Origin of the sequence: Exiguobacterium sp. PvP048, assembly GCF_040549175.1 — a bacterium.
GTDB classification, from domain to species: domain Bacteria; phylum Bacillota; class Bacilli; order Exiguobacteriales; family Exiguobacteriaceae; genus Exiguobacterium_A; species Exiguobacterium_A artemiae.
In genome coordinates this window covers 234,181-255,621 of the sequence record NZ_JBEPSU010000003.1, presented here as the reverse complement: position 1 = coordinate 255,621, position 21,441 = coordinate 234,181, and the positions used below count along the sequence as shown (strand labels likewise).

Genomic DNA, 21,441 nt, shown 5'->3' with positions numbered 1-21,441 from the left:
CTTGTTCCGATTTTTTTATATTTATGAGAGCGCTTACTTTGACTGATACGCGGTAAAGATAATAGTGTATATTTTCAGAATATTTCATAGTAAAGGGAGTGAAGGCGTTGAGTCAGGAAACAACAACCTACTTAGCAGACAAATTTTATACAGTCAGGAACCAGACACTTACGTTGATTGAACCGTTAGAGCAAGAGGATTTTGTGATTCAGGCAAGTTCTGACGTCAGTCCGCCAAAATGGCATATTGCCCATACGACTTGGTTCTTTGAACGAATGATTCTTCAAGAATATGCTGATACGTATCAAGTGTTTCATCCCGCATATAACTATTTATTTAACTCATACTATAATTCAATTGGTCCTTATCAACCCCGTCACCAGCGGGGTATGTTGTCCCGTCCGACAGTTAAGGATGTCATTGCTTATCGTAAACACGTCGATCAGGCTGTCCTGACATTTTTACAGGAAGAACGGGACACATCGCTTCAACAGAAAATCGAGCAATTGATTGAAATGGGGTTGCAACATGAACAGCAGCATCAAGAGTTGATTCTGATGGATGTAAAATACAATTTCTTTACCAATCCGTTGTTACCGGCTTATCAGACGCGACAAGTCGAGCGTACTGAAACTGATCATTCTCTGTCACTTGAGTTTACACGATTTGAGGGTGGACTCGTTGAAATCGGTCATGACGGTCGCGGATTTGCTTTTGATAATGAAAGTCCGGTGCATAAAGTCTGGCTCGAACCCTTTGAATTGGGGACACGCCCCGTCACCAATCGTGAGTTTTTAGCCTTCATCGAGGCGGGAGGATATGAACAGTCCGAATATTGGCTGTCGGACGGTTTCCAAGTCGTCAAGCAACAACAATGGAAGGCACCTCTGTACTGGATGAAAGATCAACAGGAAGACTGGTCGATCTTTACCTTAAACGGTGTTGAACCGTTGCAATGGGATGAACCGGTATGCCATGTCAGTTTTTATGAAGCAGATGCATACAGCCGATGGTGCGGTAAACGTCTGCCGACAGAAACCGAATGGGAATATGTCGGACGGCAAGTCGCTCAACAAGGAAACTTCATGGAACAGGGATCCTTTCATCCGCGTTCGGTTTCGGATACGGACCACGCGATACACGGTATGTTTGGTGACGTCTGGGAGTGGACGGCAAGCGCCTATGCCCCGTATCCGAAGAGCCGCGCGCTCGGAGAATACAATGCCAAGTTCATGTGTAACCAAATGGTTCTTCGCGGCGGAGCATGTGTGACCCCGGGTGACCATATCCGAGCGACGTACCGGAACTTTTTCCCGCCGGATAAACGTTGGCAGTTCAGCGGCTTCCGATTGGCGGGTGATCTTTAAATGCGGCAACGGGTCGAAAGTTTTGATATGTATACGGATCAGCAGAACATGCTGCAGGAAGTGTTGCACGGTTTGGCACAACCTCAAAAGGTATTGCAGGCAAAATATTTTTATGACCAAACCGGTTCCGAATTGTTCGAACAGATTACACAACAGCCGGAGTATTATTTGACACGGACGGAAATCGACATTTTATCCGAGTACCAATCCGCTATCGCAGATTGTATCGGACCCGTTCATACCTTGATTGAGTATGGGAGCGGCAGCAGCCGTAAAATCAAAAGTTTACTCAGCTCCCTTCATCAGTTGGAACAATATATGCCGATTGATATTTCCAAAGATTTTTTAATTCAATCCGCGCATCAATTGTCGAAAGATTATCCGTCACTCCGGATTAAAGCGGTTTGCGGCGATTATTCCGCGCCTTTACTTCTACCCGTCGAGGAAAAACAGAAAAAGGTAATTTTCTTTCCCGGTTCGACCATCGGGAACTTCCATCCGCAGGAAGCAGCCGACTTTTTACAACAGTCCAGTCAATTACTGGAGAAGGGAGACGGCTTCCTGATTGGAATTGATACAAAAAAAGAAGCCAGTGTGCTTCATGCGGCTTATAACGATCAAGCAGGCATCACGGCTCAGTTTAACTTAAACATTTTACGGCATATCAACGGATCGCTCAATGGAACGTTTGACGTCGACCTATTCGAGCATGTCGCTTTTTATAATGAACAGCAGGGACGGATTGAAATGCATCTGAAAAGTCGAATCGATCAAATCGTCACGATTGCCGATCAGCGGTTTACCTTTAAAAAGGACGAAACAATTCATACGGAAAATTCTTATAAGTACAGTCAGGAAGAGTTTCAATGGTTGGCCAAGCAAAACGGATTTACACCAATCAGATGTTTCACGGATCCGCAGCATCATTTCAGCGTGCACTACTTGGAAAAAACACGGGTCTGACTTATCTTTCCGTTCGTAAACGAAAAAAGAGGGAATTGCGCATCTGATATGCTCCCCAAAAAGTAGACAGTTGAAATAACAAAAACTGTCTACTTTGAAGGGAGCTTTTTCTATGGCTACATCTAGATTTTCGATGGATCAAAAACTACACATCATTCAGATGTGTGAGGACGGAATCGACTCAATCAAGTCGATCGCCTCGCTCTTCGAGCTTTCAGTCACAACCTTGAATAGATGGAGAGCAAAATATCGTACGGGCGGTCCCTCCGCACTTCGGAGTCGATCAAAGTGGACCAGCTATCCCGAAGACCTAAAGATGAAAGCTGTGCGCGCAGTACTCGACCAAGAAGAATCGCTCACTAGCGCTTCGGTACGGTTTGATATTTCGAACATAAGCGTACTTGCGAAGTGGATCGAGAAGTATACTAGTCATAGTACTCAAGGGAAACCATTGAAGGAGCGATCCATTATGACTAGAGGTAGAACCACTACATTCGAAGAGCGTGTCCAGGCAGTTATGGACTGTATACAAAACGGAAAAGACTATCAACGCATCATGGAGACCCATCGGGTCTCGTACCAACAAATCTATAGTTGGGTAAGAAAGTTCGAGAAGGATGGAATCGACTCACTGATAGACCGTCGCGGTCGTCAGAAGCTAGTAGAAGAATTGACGGATACAGAACGTTTCGCGCTGGAGCTGAAACGACTCGAGCGAGAAAATGAGCGTCTACGTATGGAGAACGATTTCTTAAAAAAGTTAGAGGAGATCGAGAGGAAGTCACGTTAAATCAAATTCGACTTCAAGATAAATATGAAGCCATCCAATCATCGGTAGAGCAATTTGGTTATCCAATCATTGCCCTATGCCACCTCGCTAGTGTCTCGCGCGCTGCCTACTACAAGTGGTTACGTCGGATAGATATGCCGAAAGCACGTGAGACGGAGAACATGAAAATCACCGAAGAGATGAACGAGATTCACCTTGCGGTGAACGGAATCTATGGCTATCGACGAATGACATTAAACTTAAAACGCCGTTTCGGAAGAAACGTTAACGCGAAGCGTGTCCGTCGTCTGATGCATGTCGCTCGTATTCATTGCGTCATACGCCGGAAACGTCCTTTGTACATTCGTAATCGTCCTCAACAGACCGCAGAGAACATTCTGAACCGTGATTTCAACGCGGCAGGACCGAATCAAAAATGGGTAACGGATGTCACGGAATTGAAGTATGGCGCCTCTCAGAAGGCGTATTTGAGCGCTATTCTAGACCTACATGATGGATCTATCCGTGCCTTCGTTCTTGGGCACTCAAACAATAATCAGCTCGTGTTCGATACACTCGAACTCGCCTTGAAAGGCGCACCCGGAAGCCGTCCCTTACTTCATAGTGATCGAGGATTTCAATATACTTCGCATACGTTTCGTCACATGACACGCGTGGCGGGTATCACACAAAGTATGTCTCGGGTTGGTAAATGTATTGATAACGGTCCGATGGAGTCCTTTTGGGGAGCGTTGAAGTGCGAAAGTTATTATCTACATAAGTTTACGGAGTTCGACGAACTCCAACTTGCAATCCAGAAGTATATTCATTTCTACAATGAAGAACGGTATCAACAACGATTAAACGGCTTGGCTCCATTAGAATACAGAGCTCAAGCCGTTTAAAAGATTTTTATTATTTATCCTGTCTACTTGACGGGGAGCAGTTCAATCTTTGATGGCGATTCCTTCTTTTTTAAGTCAGACCGGAGGTTCAGACAGTGTTAACTTAAGCGACTGCCGTCAGGGATCGGATGTTCCGGACAGGCGAGTACCGGCATCAGATGATCCCGTGTCCCGAGTTCCAATACACGACCGGTCGTACCGGCGACGATGCCGGGAACGTTGAGCAGGATCAAAGCTTGTTTCCCGATGATTTCTTCATACTCGAACCGTGTTTCTTTCCAATCCAGAAAGACGGATTGCTGAAAATCTTCAAACACAACCGACAGAACTAAAAAGTCTGCTTGAGTGTCTGAAAAGCTGAGGGAACGGATAGTGCCGACACGAATGTCCAACGCTTCAAATTGTTTAAGGGTCACCATAGCTTTTATCGGATGCACATCCAGAACTCCTTCATAAGTCAAATTAAAAGAACGTTTGTTCTTGTTTTGTAAAGGGTATATCTACTATACAGATGATAATACGTAAACCGTGAACAGGTTACTGTAAAAGATAATCGTTCAAATCAATTTCTAACTCCTGATCGAGTGCCAGTTTCGCCAACTCTTGACCGAGATACGGACCAATCGTTAGGCCGGAGGCTCCGAGACCGTTAGCGATTAAAACATTCGGATGATTCGCCAGCCTGCCGATGACAGGTAAGGAATTACTTGTATACGGGCGGAGACCAACACGCATCTCATTAATGTTGGCTTCTTCGAGTGCCGGTGCCACGGGAATGGCGCGAGTCAACAAGGCGTACATGCCTTTGACGGTCGGCTGAAGGTTATAATCGAGTTGTTTTTCATGTGTCGAACCGAGGGCGAGTTTGCCGTCCTCGATCGAGACGAGATATAAACCGCGCTGTCCCATGATGACGGGCCATTCTTTCGACTGGTCATTCGAGATATCCAAATGAAGAATCTGTCCTTTTTCGGCTCGAATATCAAGCTTTGTTTGCAACGGTTCAAGTAACTCGTTGACCCAGACACCTGCAGTCAAGATGACCTGGTCGGCATAGTGGATGTCCTGACCGATTTGAACCCCTTGAACGTGACCGTCGACGACGACCAGCGAGGCGTCCGCTTCAAGGACGGTAGCCGCGTGTTTGATCGCTCCGCGTTCCATGGCAGCCCGTAAGGCACGACCGTCGACACGGGCGCCTCCTGAGACGAACAGAGCATCTTCGACGGACTCAATCAAAGGAAACATCGACCGGACCTGATCAGCCGTCAATCGTTCGATGCGTTGAATGGCCGGTGCTTCCGGGAAACGATTTTCCGCAATCATCTGCATTTTTTCGATTTTTGATGTTTCATGCAAGGCGATGGTTCCGACTTTTTGATAGCCTGTCGTTGTTTCGCCGAGCGCCTCCAGTTCCGGGATCAACTTATCGTAGTAATGGGCTCCGTTATTGGCGAGGCGGTACCAGGCTTTATTTCGTCGCTGTGTCATCCAGGGACAGATGATACCGGCTGCGACATGTGTGGCACGTCCGGCTTCTTTCCGGTCGACGAGGAGGACATTCGCTCCTTGTTTTGCTAAATGATAAGCGGTCGATGTTCCGAGGATTCCGGCACCGACAATGATGTGGCTGTACATGTTTTTCATCTCATTTCCAAAGTGATCTTTATCAAGTGTAAAGAAAAAAATCAAAATCGACAAATTTTGATGAGGCAGCACATTATAAATATGGGGAATGATGGGAAAGTAAAACTTTTTATCAAAATATTTCGTATACTGAATATAAACCGATATTTCACACGAAATATACGATTAGAAACGCTTCAATGAGGAAACATACCCTTATAGGCATCAGAACCCGACATCATCGACTCGAACATGTAGTCATCACTGAAGGAGGGGAAGGCAATGAACATTAGTCGCGCCATCGTACGCAAACGCTACACGGATCACACTTTGTTTTATTCCGCCATCCTAATTTGGAAGTTGCTCTTCTTCCTGCCCTTGCTCATGTATGTCAATAGTGGGTCGGACAACATTTTTCGTCTTTATTTTGTACCATATTTGACGGTCATTGTTTTATTTCGTGTCATGACGTATTTTGCAACGTATAAAGCTTCCTTTATGGAAATGACCGAGATGGGGTTATCCGTCTTTTTAATCGTTGCGGACTTTTATTTAATCGCGCTGTTTGATATACCGTTACCGTTCGGTATGATCATCATGCTGTTATCGATCCTACACTTTACAGCTGCGTTTAGTCGGTTCCGCTGGTTCCGTCGCCGGTTGTGGTTGAATCGTCATCTAGAGATTCTAAACTTCTTGACGGATCACGGGGAAACACCGGTTAAGATTGCTGTCGTTTCGGAAGATGAAATGCTTGTGACGACTAAAAGCGGTAAAGAATTTACGTATCGTCATGTCTACTGGAGTGGCTTTTACTTCGAACGAGGATAAAGGAAGGGACTGTAGGGCTTGATAAAACCTGCAGTCTTTTTTTTATGGAAATCGAACAGATTGTTTGCGATACTGATTACACAAACCGTGACGAAAAGAAGGTGAATGTTCATGATACGCTGTCTTTTGGTGACGACGGATCATCAAGTTGTAATGGACGATGGCTTGGGTCGTATTCACGCACCTGACATCAAATGGTATTTCGTTGATTTCAATCAGCCGACGGAGCAAGAAAAACAACAGTTGATTTCCGTCTTTGATTTTCATCCGCTGGCCCTCGAAGACTGTTTTCAATACTTACAACGTCCGAAGCTGGAATATTACGACGGATACAGTTTTTTTGTGCTCCATGCCCTGGATACGGAGTCATTGAAAGGAAAAGAAATCAACCTGTTTGTCAATGAGAACTATGTGGTGTCCTACCACGAGCAGCCGTCAAGTGAAATTGACGTAGTGTTCCAAGCTTTCCAGCGTCTACATGATGATTCCGAGCATTGGACCATTGAAATTGTACATAAAATCATGGATAAAATCGTCGATGGTTATTTTCCGATCGTTCATGCGTTGGAAGACAAGATTTTTGCACTGGAAGGGCGGTATGAACAGCGTGGGAATGATAAACGGATCATGGAAGAGATATTTGAGATTCGGTCCGATTTATTAGTTGTTGCCCGAACGCTCTTACCGATGCGGGATTTGTTATACCGGGTCGTTGAATCCCGTCGGCTTGCGATTCATGCCAATAAAAAAGCATTTTTCCAGGATATTTACGATCATCTGCTCAAACTAAACGAAATGATTGAGTATAACCGGGAAATGACGTCCGAATTCCGGGATAATTTCATTTCCCTCAACTCGTACCGGATGAATAATATCATGAAAACGTTAACGATTTTTACAACCATCTTCATGCCGTTAACGTTCATTGCCGGCATCTATGGGATGAACTTTGAACATATGCCGGAACTGACGACACGTTTTGGTTATTTCTTTACACTCGGGGGGATGGCAGTCATTGCGTTGGGGATGATTGTGTACTTTAGAAAAAATCATTGGTTTGATGAGTAAGAGGGGGGAGTCCGGTGGATATCCGGCAATTGACGTTTTTTACGACGATCGTAGACCATGCGTATAATTTAACGCGGGCATCCAAACATCTGCATATTTCGCAACCGGCGCTCAGTCAACTGGTGCGAGAATTTGAAGAATTGGAACAAGTGGAATTGTTTTTGCGGCACCATGGACGACTGACCGGTCTGACAGACGCCGGACAACAATTTTATGAGGATGCCCTCAGTGTCCTGCACGGACATCAACAAATGATGGAACACCTGCACGAGCGGTCGCGTGTCCTACGCGGGAAAGTCCGGCTCGGGATTCCGCCGGTCATTCTGCCCGTTCTCTTTTCGCAACTGATTCCGAAATTGATGGCGGAACATCCCGGTATCGAGTTGGAAATCATCGAAGAAGGGGCATTTGAATTGAAACGCCGGCTGCTGCTTGAAGAATTGGATCTGGCGATTTTAATTGAACCGGGGGAGACATACGGAATCGAACGGCATCGGTTGATTGAAGATGAAGTCGTCGTCGCGGTCAGACCGAGCCATCCGTTAAGCGAATCTGAAAGCGTGTCTTATCGTGATTTGGCAGAGGAACCACTCGTCATCCTCAATGACAGTTTTATGTTGCATCATCAAATTTTATCCCAGTTCCGCCATGTACAGGTCGAACCACAGATCTTTTTTACGTCCGATGCCTGGGATTTATTGATCGGGATGGTGCAAGAACTCGACGTTGTGTCGATTTTGCCGGAACCGATTCTCCGGTTTCATCATGCCGATGATATCCGTATCTTACCGTTTGACCCGCCGATGTTATGGGACGTCTCGTTAAACCGTTTGTCGGTAGTCGAGCAGCGTCCGCTTGTGCGCCACGTCGAAGACTATGTACTGCATTATTTCAAATCGTATTGGCCGCATCCGTCTGATCGCACAGCAGACGCTAAAAAGAACCCGGACCAGCCGCATCTTCTGTAGAAGAGCAGCTGATCCGGGTTCTTTGTGTACCGCCTACGGGAAAAATTAAACGGTTTGATTGAGATGGCTGATGCTGGTGTAAGCTTGTTTGAATTGCTCGAGATGGTCGGTCGTCGCCAAACTGGTTCGTTCCATCTCGATTTGTTTATGCAGGGTTTCGGAAATCCGGGCATACATCTCGTCGAGCAGACGGGCGACATGTTGCTGCGCGAGTTCGCGCAACCGCTGTTCTTCCGTTTCCAGATAAGAGGTCGCATCCGGTTTCGTCAACTGAATCAAAGCATCTTTCAATTGTTCCTTTTCATTGCGTTCAAAAAAGGCTTTTGGATTACGGAAATACTGTTTCACGGACTGATACGGCGTCGCATCCTGGAACGGCCCCTCGAAATGAACGGACGTCATCGCCGGCGCTTCGAATGGGGACAGTTGGAAAGAGGGATTCAACTTCACCGCATACCGTTCCTCTTCCTGGAAACGTTGGACGAGCGCAGCTTTGATCCAGCCGTCAATCCGGAAGTGGGTTACACGTAATTCTTGTTCAAAATCATATTTCAAAAAGCCGAGCAGCTCGACAAGCGCTTCCTGCAACGCCTGCTGTTTTGTGGCATTCGCAAAGCGGACGGGATGATACGCTTCCTTGAAGAAGTCAGGGAAACGATAATAGATCCGTTGGTTGACATGGTGCAGCAGCTCATGAATTTCCGCAAACAAGGCATGACGAAGTAACTCGGTTCTTGGATCCGAAAAGTGTGCTTCAATCGTCTGTTTCAAGTCATCCAGTTCTTCGAGACGTGTTTCTTTACGGGCGATGTTGAACTCGGTCTGATCCATCAATTGACGTAACCGGTGCACGGTTTTCTCCGTTTCCTCCGACAATACTTGGACAGCCAGTCCTTTCAGATCCCGTTCCAAAAACTGATGGAAGGCGTCTTCGAAGACAGGAAGACCCGAGTCGAGAGCTCGGTCCGTCTGCTTCTTTGCCAACGCCTGAAGACTCGAGACGCCGAACAGACGAGGGGTCCGAATGCCGAACCGCTGTAGTTCCGTCTCGACATACTGCAGCACCGCTTGTTTTTCACCCTCGTTTTGTGCGAGGTCAATTGCATTGACGATGAAAAACATCTTGTCCAGTTCGAAGGCATCCTTGACACGGCCGAGCTGAATCAGAAACTCCCGGTCCGCACGGGCGAACGCGTGATTGAAATACGTCACGAATAAGATGGCATCTGCATCCTTAATATAGTCGAACGCGACATCCGTATGACGGGCATTGATCGAGTCGGCACCCGGCGTATCAACCAATGTAATTCCGAGACGGGTCAACGGGCTGTCAAAGTACAAATCGATGACATCGACGAAGCAACTGAGGTGCTCTTTTGCGACGTAATCGGTGAACGTCGTTTGATCGACTGTTTGTGTCGTTCCGACGAACGGCGCAACAGTCGGATAACCGGTTGCAAAGGCCCGTAAGAAAGAAGCATCCCGTAATGTATGTGTCGGCTGGGATTCGATCCAATCCGCCGCTTCTTTCAAAGAAGTGACTGTGGCATTGAACGCCTGAAGGAGGTCGTTTAATTCAGCAACGAGTTCCTGCTCCGTCTTAAAGCAGATGGTCGCCGTCCCGTGCAGATGTGCTGCACTGACGGGATTAATCCGGTTAATCGAAGCCGTCGTCGGATTAGGCGAGACAGGCAAGACTGGTTGTCCGAGCAGCGCGTTGCAAAAAGATGATTTTCCGGCGCTGAACGCACCGAATAAAGCAATCGTAAAGGTACTCGAAGCGACCCGCTTCAGTTTGTCTTGCAAGTAGGCGACCGTCTCTTCGAATCCGGGAACGGACGACAAAATCGTTTGAATCTGGTGCATTTCTTCCGGCGTATAGGCACGTGTGTCCTCGACATCGGTTAACCGAACCGCTTCTGCCGCGACGGCGACTTCCTCCAGCGTTTCCTGCGGTTGGAACGGGATTAAAGCTTGCTCGGCCTGAATCAGTTCCTGTTGCCAAAGCAAAACCTGTTGTTTTGCGGTTTGCAATTGCTTGTCCGTCGGTGAGTCGGCCTGTTCGAGATACGTGTTTAAGACTTGCCGGGCGTCTGCTTCGGCTTTCAATAGGTCACATTTTTGACGTAAACGGGTTTGTTCTGTCAGCACCTCTTGTTTGACGCTGCCATCTGTTTGTTCGAGTTCCGCTCGAATTCCGTCCCGCCAGCGGTTCGTCTCTTTCGTATACCAGTCAGCCGTCAGACTGACGACACGATTCGTAAACTGGAGGACGGATTCACCGGTAATCGTAATGCCTTCCTGGACAGCATCCTCGATGACACGAAGCGGTGGATCAAGTGGATAGTTGTCGATCTGCATCGTATGCTGATCAGTTAAGATACCGGCTTCCGCCAACGATTGTTTCATCAATTTCCGAAGATGCAAGGCAATTTCGGATGTCGTGACGGATTGATACGCCCGCAAGAGTTCGTCTGCTACCTGTTGCTGGGTGGACTGTGTCTTTTTCGCACTTCTGAAGAACCCGACTTTAAAGGACGCTTGTCGTGTCTCTAAAAAGGTCCGCATTTTCTCGCGAAGTTCAAACGGCATCAAAGTGGCATTTCGCAACAAGCTTTCCCGGTGCTGTGAAAACCGGCTGACCCATTGTTCGGGAGCCATCAGTTCGAGTTGTAAATCCAGTTGGTGCAGCTGTTCAAGCAATGCATCCGATTGTCGCCGTTCTGCCGGTGTCAATCCTTCATTTGTCGATTCGGCGGCTTCCTCGATCCGTGTTTCGAGGTACGCCACGTGTTCGGCATGTAAGGATTCCAGTGTAGTAGCCGCTGATTGCAACAGTTTCGGCTGGACGTCCCGGATGCTGTGATCGACGAGTTCTTTAACGGTCTGGAAGTCATTTTCCGGATGATCCGCTTCCCGTAAGCTCGTAAAGAAGATTCCTTTTGGTTCCACGCCGTGGGCAGCAAACGACTGAACGACGGAACGCTTAAAGGCGGCAAAAGATAATTCGCTGGACTGGTGTTTATCGATTTGATTAACGATTAAATACAGTTCAGGTACGGAAGTCAACAATTCACGAGTGACGGTGAAGTTCAGCTCGGACTGGACATGGTTGTAGTCCATGACATAAAAAATCAAGTCAGCCAGGTGTAAAGCGGATTCGGTGGAAATCCGGTGGGCGTCATCGACGGAATCGACACCCGGTGTATCCATTAAAACAAGTCCTTGCGGTAAGTTTGAGCCGGCATGGGTGATATCAATCCGTTCAACGGTACCGTCACGTCCTAACGTCTCGAGATGCGGTAAATCGGCCGCTGCGAGCTTTACGGCAGGGCGGTCGTGAAAATGAATGATGGCAGCATCCTGTTCTTCCCGGCGTAATGTGACGATGTTGGCACTGGTCGGAATCGGACTGGTCGGTAAAATCGACTCACCGGTCAGTGCATTGATCATGCTTGATTTCCCGGCCGAAAAATGTCCGGCAAAAGCAATCGTAAATTCGCGTTTTAATAATTTCTCGGAAAATTTATTTAACTTGTCGAGCCGGAGTTGATCCGACGAGGGTTGAATCAATGTCGTGAGAAGCGCGGTCGCTTCAATGTGATTCGTTAACCGTTCTTCAAATGAGCGCATGCGTGTGAAACCCCTTTCTTACAATCCAGCTTCAGTGTATCACGCTTATTTTGGTTCCGTCATCTGTTCATCGGTAAGTTCCGCAGTCAAGCAACAGGCAAGACATTAAAACTTACGGATTCCGCAAAATGCTATATGATAATAACAGACTGATTACCAAGCGGTCCGTCGAAAACCCGGCTGGTGAAAAGTCATTAAAAAAGACTGAATCCCCGCTTCTCGGGGAATTCAGTCTGGTAGGAAATCTGAGTTTGTTTAAAATCAAGCGTTTGTTTCCGGGACAATCATATCCGACTCGTCAGGAGCGTGTTCCGTCGTCTGCATCAGACGGAGAAGATGGAGCTTAAACAGGTACATGACGAGCAAATGAATATTGGCTTGCGTCGATTTGTAAATGATCCATGGTAAGGCCGGTACATATTCATGAATGGCAATCAGGCACTCCTGGGATCCGGGAATTTGTCGGAATTCAATCCGCCCTTTGCTGCCTTCCTGAACTTGCGCAAACATTCCGCCGGTAATCCGGTACGTAGCTTGCTCGGCATCCTGAAACGGTTCTTTCGTCAATTCGAGAAGCGGTGCATCGAGAAACGGCACTTGAATCTTTACGACGGTCTCGTTCGCAACAGAAGTGAGGAACGGCTTAGCGAAAGAGGAGAGCCAAGATACATAGTTATCTGCCGCCCAGTTGGCATCGCGTCCTTCCGGCAGACGGACACGCTGAACGGACCGGACATCGAGCACTTCGCCTTTTTCTTTTTTAGACGAATGACCCGATTGTTTTTTCTGATCCTTTTCCTTCTGCTCTTCTTTTAACGCCATCCGAACGGATTCCTCGAATGTGACTTTCCCGTCGCTGATGCCGTCCACCATTTTATCCGGATCTGCGACCATTTCGTGGACCATGCTCTCGACGAGCGGATAGACCGTCTCCTTCGGCTCTCCGGAAACTAATGTCACCCAAAGGCGGGACAGTTTGACTGTCATTAAAGGAATATCGAACGTCGGTTGGTTTTTCCCCATGACTTCGGCTGTTTTCAAAATCATTTCTTTATACGTCATCGATTCCGGACCGCCGATATCGATGGCGCGGTCTTTCAAATCTTCCCGTCCGACGCTTGCTCCGAGGGCATGAATGACATCTGGCAATGCAACGGGATGCGTCTGATTCCGTGTCCATTCCGGCAACAACATGACGGGAAGCCGTTTGACGAGCTTCGATAAGATCGGGAAGGAAGATCCTTTTGGACCGACGATCAACGCAGCACGGATGGTCGTTACGGGAGTCCCGTAAGCACCAAGCACACGTTCCACTTCCAAACGGCTTTTCAAATGGCGGGACAAGTCCTCCGTTTCTTCCGGAATGATGCCGCTCAGGTAGACGATTTGCTGAATGCCGTTTTCTTTGGCGGCACGGGCATAATTGTCCGCTAAAATCAAATCCATATCTTCGAATGAGCCCTGTGTCAGTTTAGCGGACGGCATCATCGAATGGACCAGATAGATGGCGATATCCGCGCCCTGTAACCCGTCGATGGTATCATTCAGCGAAAATAAATCACACGAGCGCCACTCGACATGGTCTTCATCATCCTTGTCATCGCCGTTTCGCGATAAGGCGATGACATCATATTTTTTCTTGAGTTCATTTAAGAGATTATGTCCGATATATCCGGTTGCACCTGCAAGTGCCAACCGTTTGCGTGTTTGAGTCATGTGTTTTCCCCCTCGATTAACGTTACTTGTTGAATTTACCCGAATCAATCGGTTCGTAATCCCTTCAGATGTTTTCAGGAAATAACAGGCTTGAGGCATAAAAAACAGGGAAAAGAAAAAAGAGACCGAATAGGAGTGGTGACCTCCACCAACTTCCATGTACATATTACTTAATTTCTACTTTAAGGAGAGGGCGAAGATGAACGCAGTCTGTTTCTTAGATGAGCAACACCAGAAGCGGTACCAGATGATATTAAAACGTTTGAGTACGCGGAATCGTGTGAAACCGCCGTATCAAGCCATTTTGTTTTTGGCGACGGGAAATTTACAATTGATGCAATTATTCAGTGACTATTTTTTTCCGGAAACGGGTGAGTTTTTTTATCAGGAAATGTTGGCGGAGTCGATTGATGACCGGATGATTGACGTGGAGCGTCAACTCCTTGTGCAATTGTATAATGGGCGGACGACGGTAACTGTGATCGAAATCATCGATCAGTTGAGTCCGACGGAATTGAAATTGGCACTCGGAGCCATTCAGGTCCGGATGTTTGGAACAGCAGATGAAGAGGCGGGACGGCGTCAAACGTAACCGGAATTTGAACGAAGGAGAAGAGGCTGAACGCAGCCTCTTTTTTTGTTTTTTACCGGAAACGGTAAAGAAAAGATAATTATAAGAATTTTATTAAAAGATGTTTGTGATGTAAGTTTACTATCATAAAACGGTATCCGAATAAAAGCTAAGCTTGTTTACTAAGATTTGATTGAACCGCCGAATCACTGGAAATAAGATGTAAGTAACAGGAAATGGATAACGGCTCAACTGAAATTTCTGACTGAGATGTGAGAGGAGTGGACGTATGCAACTCAAGCAATCGATTTACTTTCATTCACCGATTTTTCTTCAAAATATCTTAACGACGATTTATGGTCGCGTGCTGTATCAGGAACGATATGGTCCGGTTTATCAGAAACGGTTACAGGAGTTGAAGGAAAAAGAACGTTTTCAGACGAATGCGCAGGCAGAACAGTTGGCGCGTCTGAATCAATTTCTGTTGTTTTGTCAGACGTACAGTCCTTACTATCAAGAACTGTTCGAGCAACACCGGATCACTTTACCGCTTGAAACATTAGACGAACTAAAACAGATTCCGATTTTAAGCAAGGAAATCCTCCGGACACGTAATGCGGACGTGCATGCTAAGATCCGAGCGCCGATCCTCGGGAAAACGGGTGGAACGACGGGGAAGTCGATTCAAGTCCATTACACAAAGGAAGACATGCAGATCCGGATGGCGCACCTCGATTACTTTAAGTGGACACACGGGATTGAACGCGGCATGCGGCGCGCCAGCTTTACGGGACAGACACTGGCGGCAGAATCACAGAAAGCACCTGTTTACTGGCGGATGAATAAAGCCATCAATCAGATGCTTTTTACGATCAAAAACATTAATCCGCAAACGGCAGCCTTGTACATCGAACAATTGAACCGATTTAATCCGGAATCGATTGACGGCCTCCCTTCAGGTATGATTGAAGTGGCACGTCATGCCAAAAAGTACAATATTCCGTGTACGTTCCGACCGAAGGCGATTTTCCCAACAGCGGAAATGATGACGGCGGCGGAACGCCAATTGATCGAAGAAGTGTTCCATGCGCCGATTTTTGATCAATACGCATCGTCTGAAGGAGCACCGATTGTCGCGGAATGCCGTTACGGAAAAAAACACCTTCACTATGAAATGGGCATCATCGAGGTTGAGGAAGATGGTCAGATTCTCGTGACGAGCTTTGATACCCATGGCACGCCGCTCGTCCGGTACCGTGTCGGGGACCGGATGACGTTAAGTGAAGCTACGTGTCAGTGCGGACACGCCGGTCCGGTCATTGCATCCATTGACGGACGGGGACGAAGTTTCATTCAGCTGAAAGACGGTCATCGGATTTTTGAAGGAGAACTGGCCGGGATCGTACGGGCCTTCCCGAACTGTATCGAACGGGTCCAGTATATTCAATCCGACAAAGAAGAAATCGTCATGTTGTATGTACCGGACGAACGTTGTTTCAAAGAAGAACATGAAAAAGAACTGTACTTCGTCTTAAAACGTTTGTTCGGCGGACAAATGGAAGTGTTGTTACGGGCAGTGCCGGAAATTCCGAAAGAAATCAGCGGAAAAACATTATTGATCAAACAACTATTGCCGGAAAAAAGTTGAAGAATTCGCTATACGACGCGAGCAGACTCCCTTTATTTTCAAAAAGGTCGTCTGCTTTTTTGATGTCTTTTCAAAAAAAGAAGGAGTTTGCTAAAGGAGGAAAAAAATCGAAGTGAAAGTGTAGTGCGGTAGATTTTGTCATGTGATTGTCAGAATGCCGACGTAAGCTGAACCTATTAAGAATATGTTCAGTGAAGGCGTCGAGTCGTTGTTCGAAAGGACGTGCGCAGATGGGAATCAAAGAGCAAGTCTATCTGTATTCACCGGTGTTCATGCAAAATCTTCTTACCACTTTGTATGGCTATCGACTTCAACGGGAACGTTATGGACCGGCGTACCAAACACGATTTCAGGAATTAGCAGACAAATTAGAAAAACCAATCGATGTGGAACGGGATCAATTGGCGCGTCTCAATACGTTTTTGCTGTTTTGCCGGCAACATAGCCCCTATTACCACACGCTGTTTAAAGACTTGAATCTGCAATTGCCTTTTCGAGCGTTAACGGAGCTTCGGCAGATTCCGTCACTTGAAAAGGAGATGTTACGGCAGCAAATCGAATCGATTCGTACGGACCTCCCTGCACCGATTCTCGGGAAAACAGGCGGGACGACAGGGAAGTCGATTCAAGTCCGGTATACGAAAGAAGATATGCAGGTGCGGATGGCGCATCTCGATTTTTTTAAGGCGACTCACGGTGTAAAAAAAGGAATGCGCCGGATCAGTTTTACAGCACAGGCGCTCGTTTCGGAACGGCAACAAAAACCTGTCTACTGGCGGATGAACCATGCGCTGAATCAACTGCTGTTCACCGTCAAGAAACTCAGCCCTGAAACGATGACTGCTTATTTGCAGGCAATCGACCGGTTTGATCCGGAATCGATTGACGGGTTGCCGTCAGCGATGATTGAGTTGGCCTACCATGCCAAACGAATCGGAATGGAGTTGCAGTGCCGGCCGCGCGCTATCTTTCCGACGGCAGAGATGATGACCGCGACGGAACGGAAATTAATTGAAGACGTCTTTCACGCGCCGGTGTTTGATCAGTATGCCTCATCGGAAGGGGCACCGATCGTTTCCGAGTGCCGTTTCGGAAATAAACACCTGCACTACGAGATGGGCATCATTGAAATTGAACCGGACGGGCAAATTCTTGTCACGAGCTTTGATACCCATGGGACGCCGCTCGTCCGTTACCGGGTCGGGGACCGCATGACGAGCAGCGGCAAAACCTGTTCCTGCGGCCATCCGGGTCCCGTGATTGATTCAATTGACGGTCGGGGACGGGGGTATATCGTCAAACAAAACGGACAAAAGGTTTTTGAAGGTCAGTTGTCCAGCTTGGTCAAAGTGTTGCCGAACAGCGTCGAACGGGTCCAATATATCCAAAACAGTGAACGGGACATCACGTTTTTATATATTCCGGACCGGACCCGGTTTTTATCGGAGCACGAAGAACAACTGTACCGGTTTTTAAAGACTTTACTTGGTTCCGAGATGAACGTCTCGTTACGTGCTGTCGATAACATTCCGCGGGAAGTCAGCGGTAAGACGCTTCTAGTCAAACAGTTGATGTAAACGGAACACGGATCCAGTTGAGGATCCGTGTTTTTTGATGGATTTTTTTACAATTGTTGTAGTATAAAAGAAGATCATCGAAAAAGGAGGAAGACGATGAGGTCACGTGCCGCGGTACTACTGCTTGGAACGATACACTTCGACCGACCGGATAACGGAGACTTACTTCATTTGCGAGGCGTGTCGATGCTGACGCCGGACCGGCAAAAACAAATTGAGGACGCATTAAATGTCTTGTCCGACTTTCGTCCGACGAAGATCATGCTTGAAAGCCCTTCTGAACATCAACAGGCTTGACGCGTGAGTACGCGGCGTATCGCGCCGGAAAATTGACGTTGACCGCCGACGAACGGCATCAACTTGGTTTTCGTCTCGCCTCTCAAAATGGTCTCGATGATATTCAAGCAGTTGATTGGAACCAGTTGATTGACGGGATACCATCGCTCGACCAGCTGAGAAGGGAAAAACCGGAACAATTTGACGAAATCATTGCAAGGGAGACCACACGGATGCAACAGATGGAACAGGAGTTTACTGAACTACCGTTGCTTTCCTTTTTACAGAAAATCAATACTGACGGACGTGTGCAGGAGATGCACCAAACTTATTTAAAACTTGCTTGTCTTGGTGAGTCCGGAATGGAGTGGGTCTCGCGATATTGGTATTATCGCAATCTGATGATCTTTAAGAACATCCTTGCGGGTGTTACAGAACCAGATGAACGGGTTATGGTCATCTATGGTCTTGCACACGTTCACTTGCTGCAACAGCTGTTGACGGAGAGTGGCGAGGTCATGCTTTTGACGCTTGACGATATTATGATATAAGGAGCGATACATATGTTATTTCATTATCATCTTTGGACACCGTTTGTGGAGGAAACAGAACGGTTTTATCAACAGCTTGGTTTTCAGGTGACACAACGGATTGGGAAATACGCGGGGGAGTTCACTTCGTTTGATCCTCCGCTCGATTGGGACGATTTTCGTGAGCAACAGATTTTGTTTCGGATCATCGAGATGAAACGAGGAGCCATCAATCTTACGTTTGGTTACGGGAAAAAAGTGATGTTTGACCATATCGGCTTCCTTGTAACGGAAGCCGAGCGACTGCAGGTACTCGGCCGGGCGGAAGGTCTGGGACTGACGATTCAGGCGAACGAACGTCGGACGTTCATCGGAACGCCGTTTGGTTTCCGTATTGAATTGCAGACCCATCCGGATGCCGTCGAGTCAGAAACAGGGGACCGGCTCCTGCAGTTTGGAATCGCGACACCGACACCGGGTCTTGAGCCGTTGCTGTCTCAATTACTGGCTCGACCGGTTCCGGAAATTACGTCGGTTGTAGCGGAACGGATGCATGCCAGACAGGTTGTATTTTCCGGAATACCTGCGCTGCCGGTGCAAGATCCGAACGGTCTCGAGGTCCGGACGGTGAGTCCGCCTGCATTAATCGACGGACGGATAGAGGACCAGCACCTTTAAAGGCGGCGCGTCTGTCAGCAAACGGTCGAAACATTCGACTAAGTCACGGGCTGAGACCGTTTTTTCAAACAACTGTTCGAGATGTGGAACATGTGGTGCCGTCTTGAAAAACCAGGCGGCATGTTCCTGGTAATCCCATCCGTCACTCGAACCGACGAGCCGCAATTCTTTCTCGTAAAAGGCCGGCGTCAACGATAAGGTTTCATGATTCCCGTCTGAAAGAATACAGAGCTGTCCGTGGGGAACAAGCTTTTCCTGTAATAAGGCGAAAGCGTCCTGTCGTGCAGAACACTCCAATGCGTGTGTAAACGACTCATCCGAATCTGAGTATGAAGCATGCGCCCCGAGTGACAGTGCAAGCGATGAGCGGACGGGATCAGGGTCAAAGACGACGATCCGGTCGACATGATAGAAGTGCCGCAGATAGAAAACGGCCAGCAGTCCGATGACACCCATTCCGGTCACTAAAACCGAGTCCGTCGGTTTAGGGACCAGTTTCCGGACGCCTTTCGCAGCGTCGCACGATAAGATGTTCAGCAAGGCGAGTTTGGCGGACACACCGTTCGGAACAGGAATGGCTTTGGCTTCGTCGACGAGTGCGATATCCTGATGACCGTAAAAGGCAAGTAGACGGTCGCCGACTTGAAACCGGGTGACCTGATTTCCGACGGCAATGACAGTGGCGTAGCTTTCGTAGCCAGTCTCCTTCGGATAGACGGGAGCCGGATCGGTCGGATCGTCGCCCCGGACTTGCGGCAGTTCAGCCCCAATGCTGATTGCACCGGCAATTGTCCGGACAAGCAGTTCGTGTGCTTGGACCGGAGGAAGATGATGTCTCGTCCAGGTGACAGACCGGGCTGCCGTGACCTGTAAGCGTTCTTGATGCATAAAAACCCCTCTTTTCTAAAAACATAAAACTTCTTTCTATAGTATAAGGTAAAAAATTCCTTATCAAAATAAAAATATGACAATTTTGTAAGGTGGAAACTGTTCGGACAGTGTCAGTTTACGAACAAGTCTGTGTTATTCTGAAAAAAAGACAGAAACAGAAAAAGGACGTGACCCCCATCGAACGAATCGAAATGTCAATTCATCGCGGATTAGTGGAGTTAAAAAATTTGGATAAACGGATTCAAAAAGCACAGGCGAAAGCGTTTATCGGTGTGCAGAACGGCAGTCAGGCGCCGGCGGGATATCCTTCAGTCGCGACGTTTGCGGAAGAAGCGAAAGCCAACCTGCAGTCGATTCGGGATTTGATGGAAAGGCGGAACCGGATTAAGTCTGCCATCACGGCATCGAATGCTGTAACGGTCGTCCGTATTAACGGCCGTGAGATGACCGTTGCGGAGGCGATTGACCGGCGGGATGCCGGGCTTGTCTATGAACGGCAACTGTTGCAGACATTACGGGAGCAACTCCTGCAAGTCGAACAGACCATCGAGACAGAGCGGCAAGATATCGTACGGCGGGCAGACAGCCACATCGAGGCAACGTACGGTTCCCGGGAAAAAGGGAATGCGGACGAGATGGAAAAATCACGTCGACTGTTCATCGAGCGCCTGGAGCCGAAGTTGATTGATCCGTCGAACTTGCGCCAGGTCATCTCTGAACTGGATGAGACGATCGATACCTTTGAAACGGAAGTGGACTTTACATTGTCGGAAAGCAATACCGTAACGAAAATTTTTGCGTAAGAATCATACCCCTGTTAGTCTGATATTCCTGCGACCAAACACGCCTGTTTTGTGCGATAACAAAACAATCCGTGCTTCGGCACCTCACATCGGTTCCACTGAGAACCGGAAGTGAAAGTTCAATGTTCACAGCTCAAGGAACAACGAACAAAGGTGAACGCTCAGAGCATGAAAGCTAAACCATCAACGAGCAAAGAGTGATCAAATCCACGATTAAACGGGATAAGAGAGGGCTTGTTTGTTGCCTCTGGGAGTACCGCGTGGCTGGGCTGACAGGGAACCTACATATAAAAACGTTAACCGGAAAGGATGGAGAGATATGCTGAATCTGTATTTGACTTTGCTTGACATGCCGAGCCTCGCGCTTGCAGCACTTGTCATCGGCCTTGTTTTAACCATGAAGTACGGACGGCTGTTCGTCCGTCGGGATATTCCGGGATCCAGTAAACGAATAGCAGCTGTTCTGTATACGGGCTGTCTGTTCGGTTTGGGCAGTATCGTCCTGTTGTATACGTGACGCACGAACCTTTTTTGATCGGAGTCATCCGTTTCAAAGAAGGTTTTTTTTGATTTCGGCACGAAGGACATAGAAACAGATCTGCCAGTTGAAGTTGAAGAGAA

General features: G+C 47.6%; 19 protein-coding genes. 14 read left to right on the top strand and 5 right to left on the bottom strand.

Annotated features, from left to right (window positions below; translation table 11 throughout):
- The first annotated feature begins 107 nt into the window (after positions 1 to 107).
- The 3 genes from egtB (at position 108) to ABIC15_RS09110 (ending at position 4,004) form a co-directional block, all read left to right on the top strand.
- Positions 108 to 1,367 (top strand): ergothioneine biosynthesis protein EgtB, encoded by a 1,260-nt coding sequence (egtB, locus tag ABIC15_RS09120; RefSeq protein WP_354020529.1) that lies wholly within the window; start codon positions 108 to 110, stop codon positions 1,365 to 1,367.
- The gene (egtD, locus tag ABIC15_RS09115) at positions 1,368 to 2,330 is read left to right on the top strand and encodes an L-histidine N(alpha)-methyltransferase (protein ID WP_354020528.1); all 963 of its coding nucleotides are present in this window, start codon (positions 1,368 to 1,370) and stop codon (positions 2,328 to 2,330) included.
- Between the two features lie 112 nt (positions 2,331 to 2,442).
- Positions 2,443 to 4,004, top strand: a protein-coding gene (locus ABIC15_RS09110; RefSeq protein WP_354020527.1) for an IS3 family transposase whose coding sequence is annotated in 2 segments (ribosomal slippage) — positions 2,443 to 3,073 and positions 3,073 to 4,004 — 1,563 coding nt in all. Because the reading frame shifts where the segments join, the coding sequence is not laid out codon by codon here.
- A gap of 98 nt (positions 4,005 to 4,102) precedes the next feature.
- Here ABIC15_RS09110 and ABIC15_RS09105 read toward each other — a convergent pair.
- Positions 4,103 to 4,441 carry a hypothetical protein gene (locus ABIC15_RS09105; RefSeq protein WP_012370550.1) on the bottom strand — a complete coding sequence of 113 codons (339 nt, stop codon included), beginning with the start codon at positions 4,439 to 4,441 and terminating at the stop codon, positions 4,103 to 4,105.
- A 100-nt stretch (positions 4,442 to 4,541) separates the two neighbouring features.
- A complete protein-coding gene (locus ABIC15_RS09100; protein ID WP_354020526.1) occupies positions 4,542 to 5,642 on the bottom strand; it encodes an NAD(P)/FAD-dependent oxidoreductase in 1,101 nt (366 codons plus the stop codon).
- Positions 5,643 to 5,912: 270 nt separating this feature from the next.
- On the opposite strand from ABIC15_RS09100, the gene ABIC15_RS09095 reads away from it, so the two are divergent.
- The 3 genes from ABIC15_RS09095 to ABIC15_RS09085 all read left to right on the top strand — a co-directional run bounded on the left by ABIC15_RS09095 (position 5,913) and on the right by ABIC15_RS09085 (position 8,497).
- Positions 5,913 to 6,461 carry a hypothetical protein gene (locus ABIC15_RS09095; RefSeq protein ID WP_012370548.1) on the top strand — a complete coding sequence of 183 codons (549 nt, stop codon included), beginning with the start codon at positions 5,913 to 5,915 and terminating at the stop codon, positions 6,459 to 6,461.
- 111 nt (positions 6,462 to 6,572) lie between these two features.
- Positions 6,573 to 7,529 carry a magnesium/cobalt transporter CorA gene (gene corA, locus ABIC15_RS09090; protein ID WP_012370547.1) on the top strand — a complete coding sequence of 319 codons (957 nt, stop codon included), beginning with the start codon at positions 6,573 to 6,575 and terminating at the stop codon, positions 7,527 to 7,529.
- Between the two features lie 14 nt (positions 7,530 to 7,543).
- The gene (locus ABIC15_RS09085) at positions 7,544 to 8,497 is read left to right on the top strand and encodes a LysR family transcriptional regulator (RefSeq protein WP_354020525.1); all 954 of its coding nucleotides are present in this window, start codon (positions 7,544 to 7,546) and stop codon (positions 8,495 to 8,497) included.
- Positions 8,498 to 8,542: 45 nt separating this feature from the next.
- Here the strand turns inward: ABIC15_RS09085 and ABIC15_RS09080 are convergent, their stop codons facing one another.
- Both ABIC15_RS09080 and ABIC15_RS09075 read right to left on the bottom strand, forming a co-directional pair.
- Entirely contained in the window at positions 8,543 to 12,130 is a 3,588-nt protein-coding gene (locus ABIC15_RS09080) for a dynamin family protein (RefSeq protein ID WP_354020524.1), read from the bottom strand.
- Positions 12,131 to 12,391: 261 nt separating this feature from the next.
- Positions 12,392 to 13,846: an NAD(P)H-binding protein gene (locus ABIC15_RS09075; RefSeq protein ID WP_354020523.1), complete on the bottom strand. Its 1,455-nt coding sequence runs from the start codon at positions 13,844 to 13,846 to the stop codon at positions 12,392 to 12,394.
- Positions 13,847 to 14,045: 199 nt separating this feature from the next.
- Here ABIC15_RS09075 and ABIC15_RS09070 point away from each other — a divergent pair, with 199 nt between their 5' ends.
- From ABIC15_RS09070 to ABIC15_RS09045, 6 genes are all read left to right on the top strand, one after another.
- The gene (locus ABIC15_RS09070; protein WP_354020522.1) at positions 14,046 to 14,438 is read left to right on the top strand and encodes a hypothetical protein; all 393 of its coding nucleotides are present in this window, start codon (positions 14,046 to 14,048) and stop codon (positions 14,436 to 14,438) included.
- Between the two features lie 268 nt (positions 14,439 to 14,706).
- Entirely contained in the window at positions 14,707 to 16,065 is a 1,359-nt protein-coding gene (locus ABIC15_RS09065; RefSeq protein WP_214766938.1) for a phenylacetate--CoA ligase family protein, read from the top strand.
- Positions 16,066 to 16,295: 230 nt separating this feature from the next.
- The gene (locus tag ABIC15_RS09060) at positions 16,296 to 17,642 is read left to right on the top strand and encodes a phenylacetate--CoA ligase family protein (protein WP_214766940.1); all 1,347 of its coding nucleotides are present in this window, start codon (positions 16,296 to 16,298) and stop codon (positions 17,640 to 17,642) included.
- A 96-nt stretch (positions 17,643 to 17,738) separates the two neighbouring features.
- Positions 17,739 to 17,939 (top strand): hypothetical protein, encoded by a 201-nt coding sequence (locus ABIC15_RS09055; RefSeq protein WP_354020521.1) that lies wholly within the window; start codon positions 17,739 to 17,741, stop codon positions 17,937 to 17,939.
- Positions 17,936 to 18,469, top strand: coding sequence for a DUF5694 domain-containing protein (locus ABIC15_RS09050; protein WP_354020520.1), 534 nt, complete (start codon positions 17,936 to 17,938; stop codon positions 18,467 to 18,469). Before ABIC15_RS09055 ends, ABIC15_RS09050 begins: the two co-directional genes overlap by 4 nt.
- 12 nt (positions 18,470 to 18,481) lie before the next feature.
- Positions 18,482 to 19,126 (top strand): VOC family protein, encoded by a 645-nt coding sequence (locus ABIC15_RS09045; protein ID WP_214766944.1) that lies wholly within the window; start codon positions 18,482 to 18,484, stop codon positions 19,124 to 19,126.
- On the opposite strand, the gene ABIC15_RS09040 is transcribed toward ABIC15_RS09045, so the two are convergent.
- Positions 19,091 to 20,014 (bottom strand): zinc-dependent alcohol dehydrogenase, encoded by a 924-nt coding sequence (locus ABIC15_RS09040; protein WP_354020519.1) that lies wholly within the window; start codon positions 20,012 to 20,014, stop codon positions 19,091 to 19,093. The two genes, ABIC15_RS09045 and ABIC15_RS09040, sit on opposite strands and share 36 nt — an antisense overlap.
- 230 nt (positions 20,015 to 20,244) lie before the next feature.
- Between ABIC15_RS09040 and ABIC15_RS09035 the strand changes: the two genes are divergently transcribed.
- Positions 20,245 to 20,820 carry a hypothetical protein gene (locus tag ABIC15_RS09035; protein ID WP_354020518.1) on the top strand — a complete coding sequence of 192 codons (576 nt, stop codon included), beginning with the start codon at positions 20,245 to 20,247 and terminating at the stop codon, positions 20,818 to 20,820.
- A gap of 319 nt (positions 20,821 to 21,139) precedes the next feature.
- Positions 21,140 to 21,337 (top strand): hypothetical protein, encoded by a 198-nt coding sequence (locus ABIC15_RS09030; RefSeq protein ID WP_214766948.1) that lies wholly within the window; start codon positions 21,140 to 21,142, stop codon positions 21,335 to 21,337.
- The last annotated feature ends 104 nt before the right edge of the window (positions 21,338 to 21,441 follow it).

What these genes read in the sequence shown, in the direction of transcription:
- ABIC15_RS09030 (WP_214766948.1), top strand. Translation starts at nt 21,140, where the DNA reads ATGCTGAATCTGTATTTGACTTTGCTTGACATGCCGAGCCTCGCGCTT.
- ABIC15_RS09060 (WP_214766940.1), top strand. Translation starts at nt 16,296, where the DNA reads ATGGGAATCAAAGAGCAAGTCTATCTGTATTCACCGGTGTTCATGCAA.
- ABIC15_RS09055 (WP_354020521.1), top strand. Translation starts at nt 17,739, where the DNA reads ATGAGGTCACGTGCCGCGGTACTACTGCTTGGAACGATACACTTCGAC.
- egtD (WP_354020528.1), top strand. Translation starts at nt 1,368, where the DNA reads ATGCGGCAACGGGTCGAAAGTTTTGATATGTATACGGATCAGCAGAAC.
- ABIC15_RS09070 (WP_354020522.1), top strand. Translation starts at nt 14,046, where the DNA reads ATGAACGCAGTCTGTTTCTTAGATGAGCAACACCAGAAGCGGTACCAG.
- ABIC15_RS09075 (WP_354020523.1), bottom strand. Translation starts at nt 13,846, where the DNA reads ATGACTCAAACACGCAAACGGTTGGCACTTGCAGGTGCAACCGGATAT.
- ABIC15_RS09100 (WP_354020526.1), bottom strand. Translation starts at nt 5,642, where the DNA reads ATGTACAGCCACATCATTGTCGGTGCCGGAATCCTCGGAACATCGACC.
- ABIC15_RS09045 (WP_214766944.1), top strand. Translation starts at nt 18,482, where the DNA reads ATGTTATTTCATTATCATCTTTGGACACCGTTTGTGGAGGAAACAGAA.
- ABIC15_RS09080 (WP_354020524.1), bottom strand. Translation starts at nt 12,130, where the DNA reads ATGCGCTCATTTGAAGAACGGTTAACGAATCACATTGAAGCGACCGCG.
- corA (WP_012370547.1), top strand. Translation starts at nt 6,573, where the DNA reads ATGATACGCTGTCTTTTGGTGACGACGGATCATCAAGTTGTAATGGAC.
- ABIC15_RS09095 (WP_012370548.1), top strand. Translation starts at nt 5,913, where the DNA reads ATGAACATTAGTCGCGCCATCGTACGCAAACGCTACACGGATCACACT.
- ABIC15_RS09065 (WP_214766938.1), top strand. Translation starts at nt 14,707, where the DNA reads ATGCAACTCAAGCAATCGATTTACTTTCATTCACCGATTTTTCTTCAA.
- ABIC15_RS09040 (WP_354020519.1), bottom strand. Translation starts at nt 20,014, where the DNA reads ATGCATCAAGAACGCTTACAGGTCACGGCAGCCCGGTCTGTCACCTGG.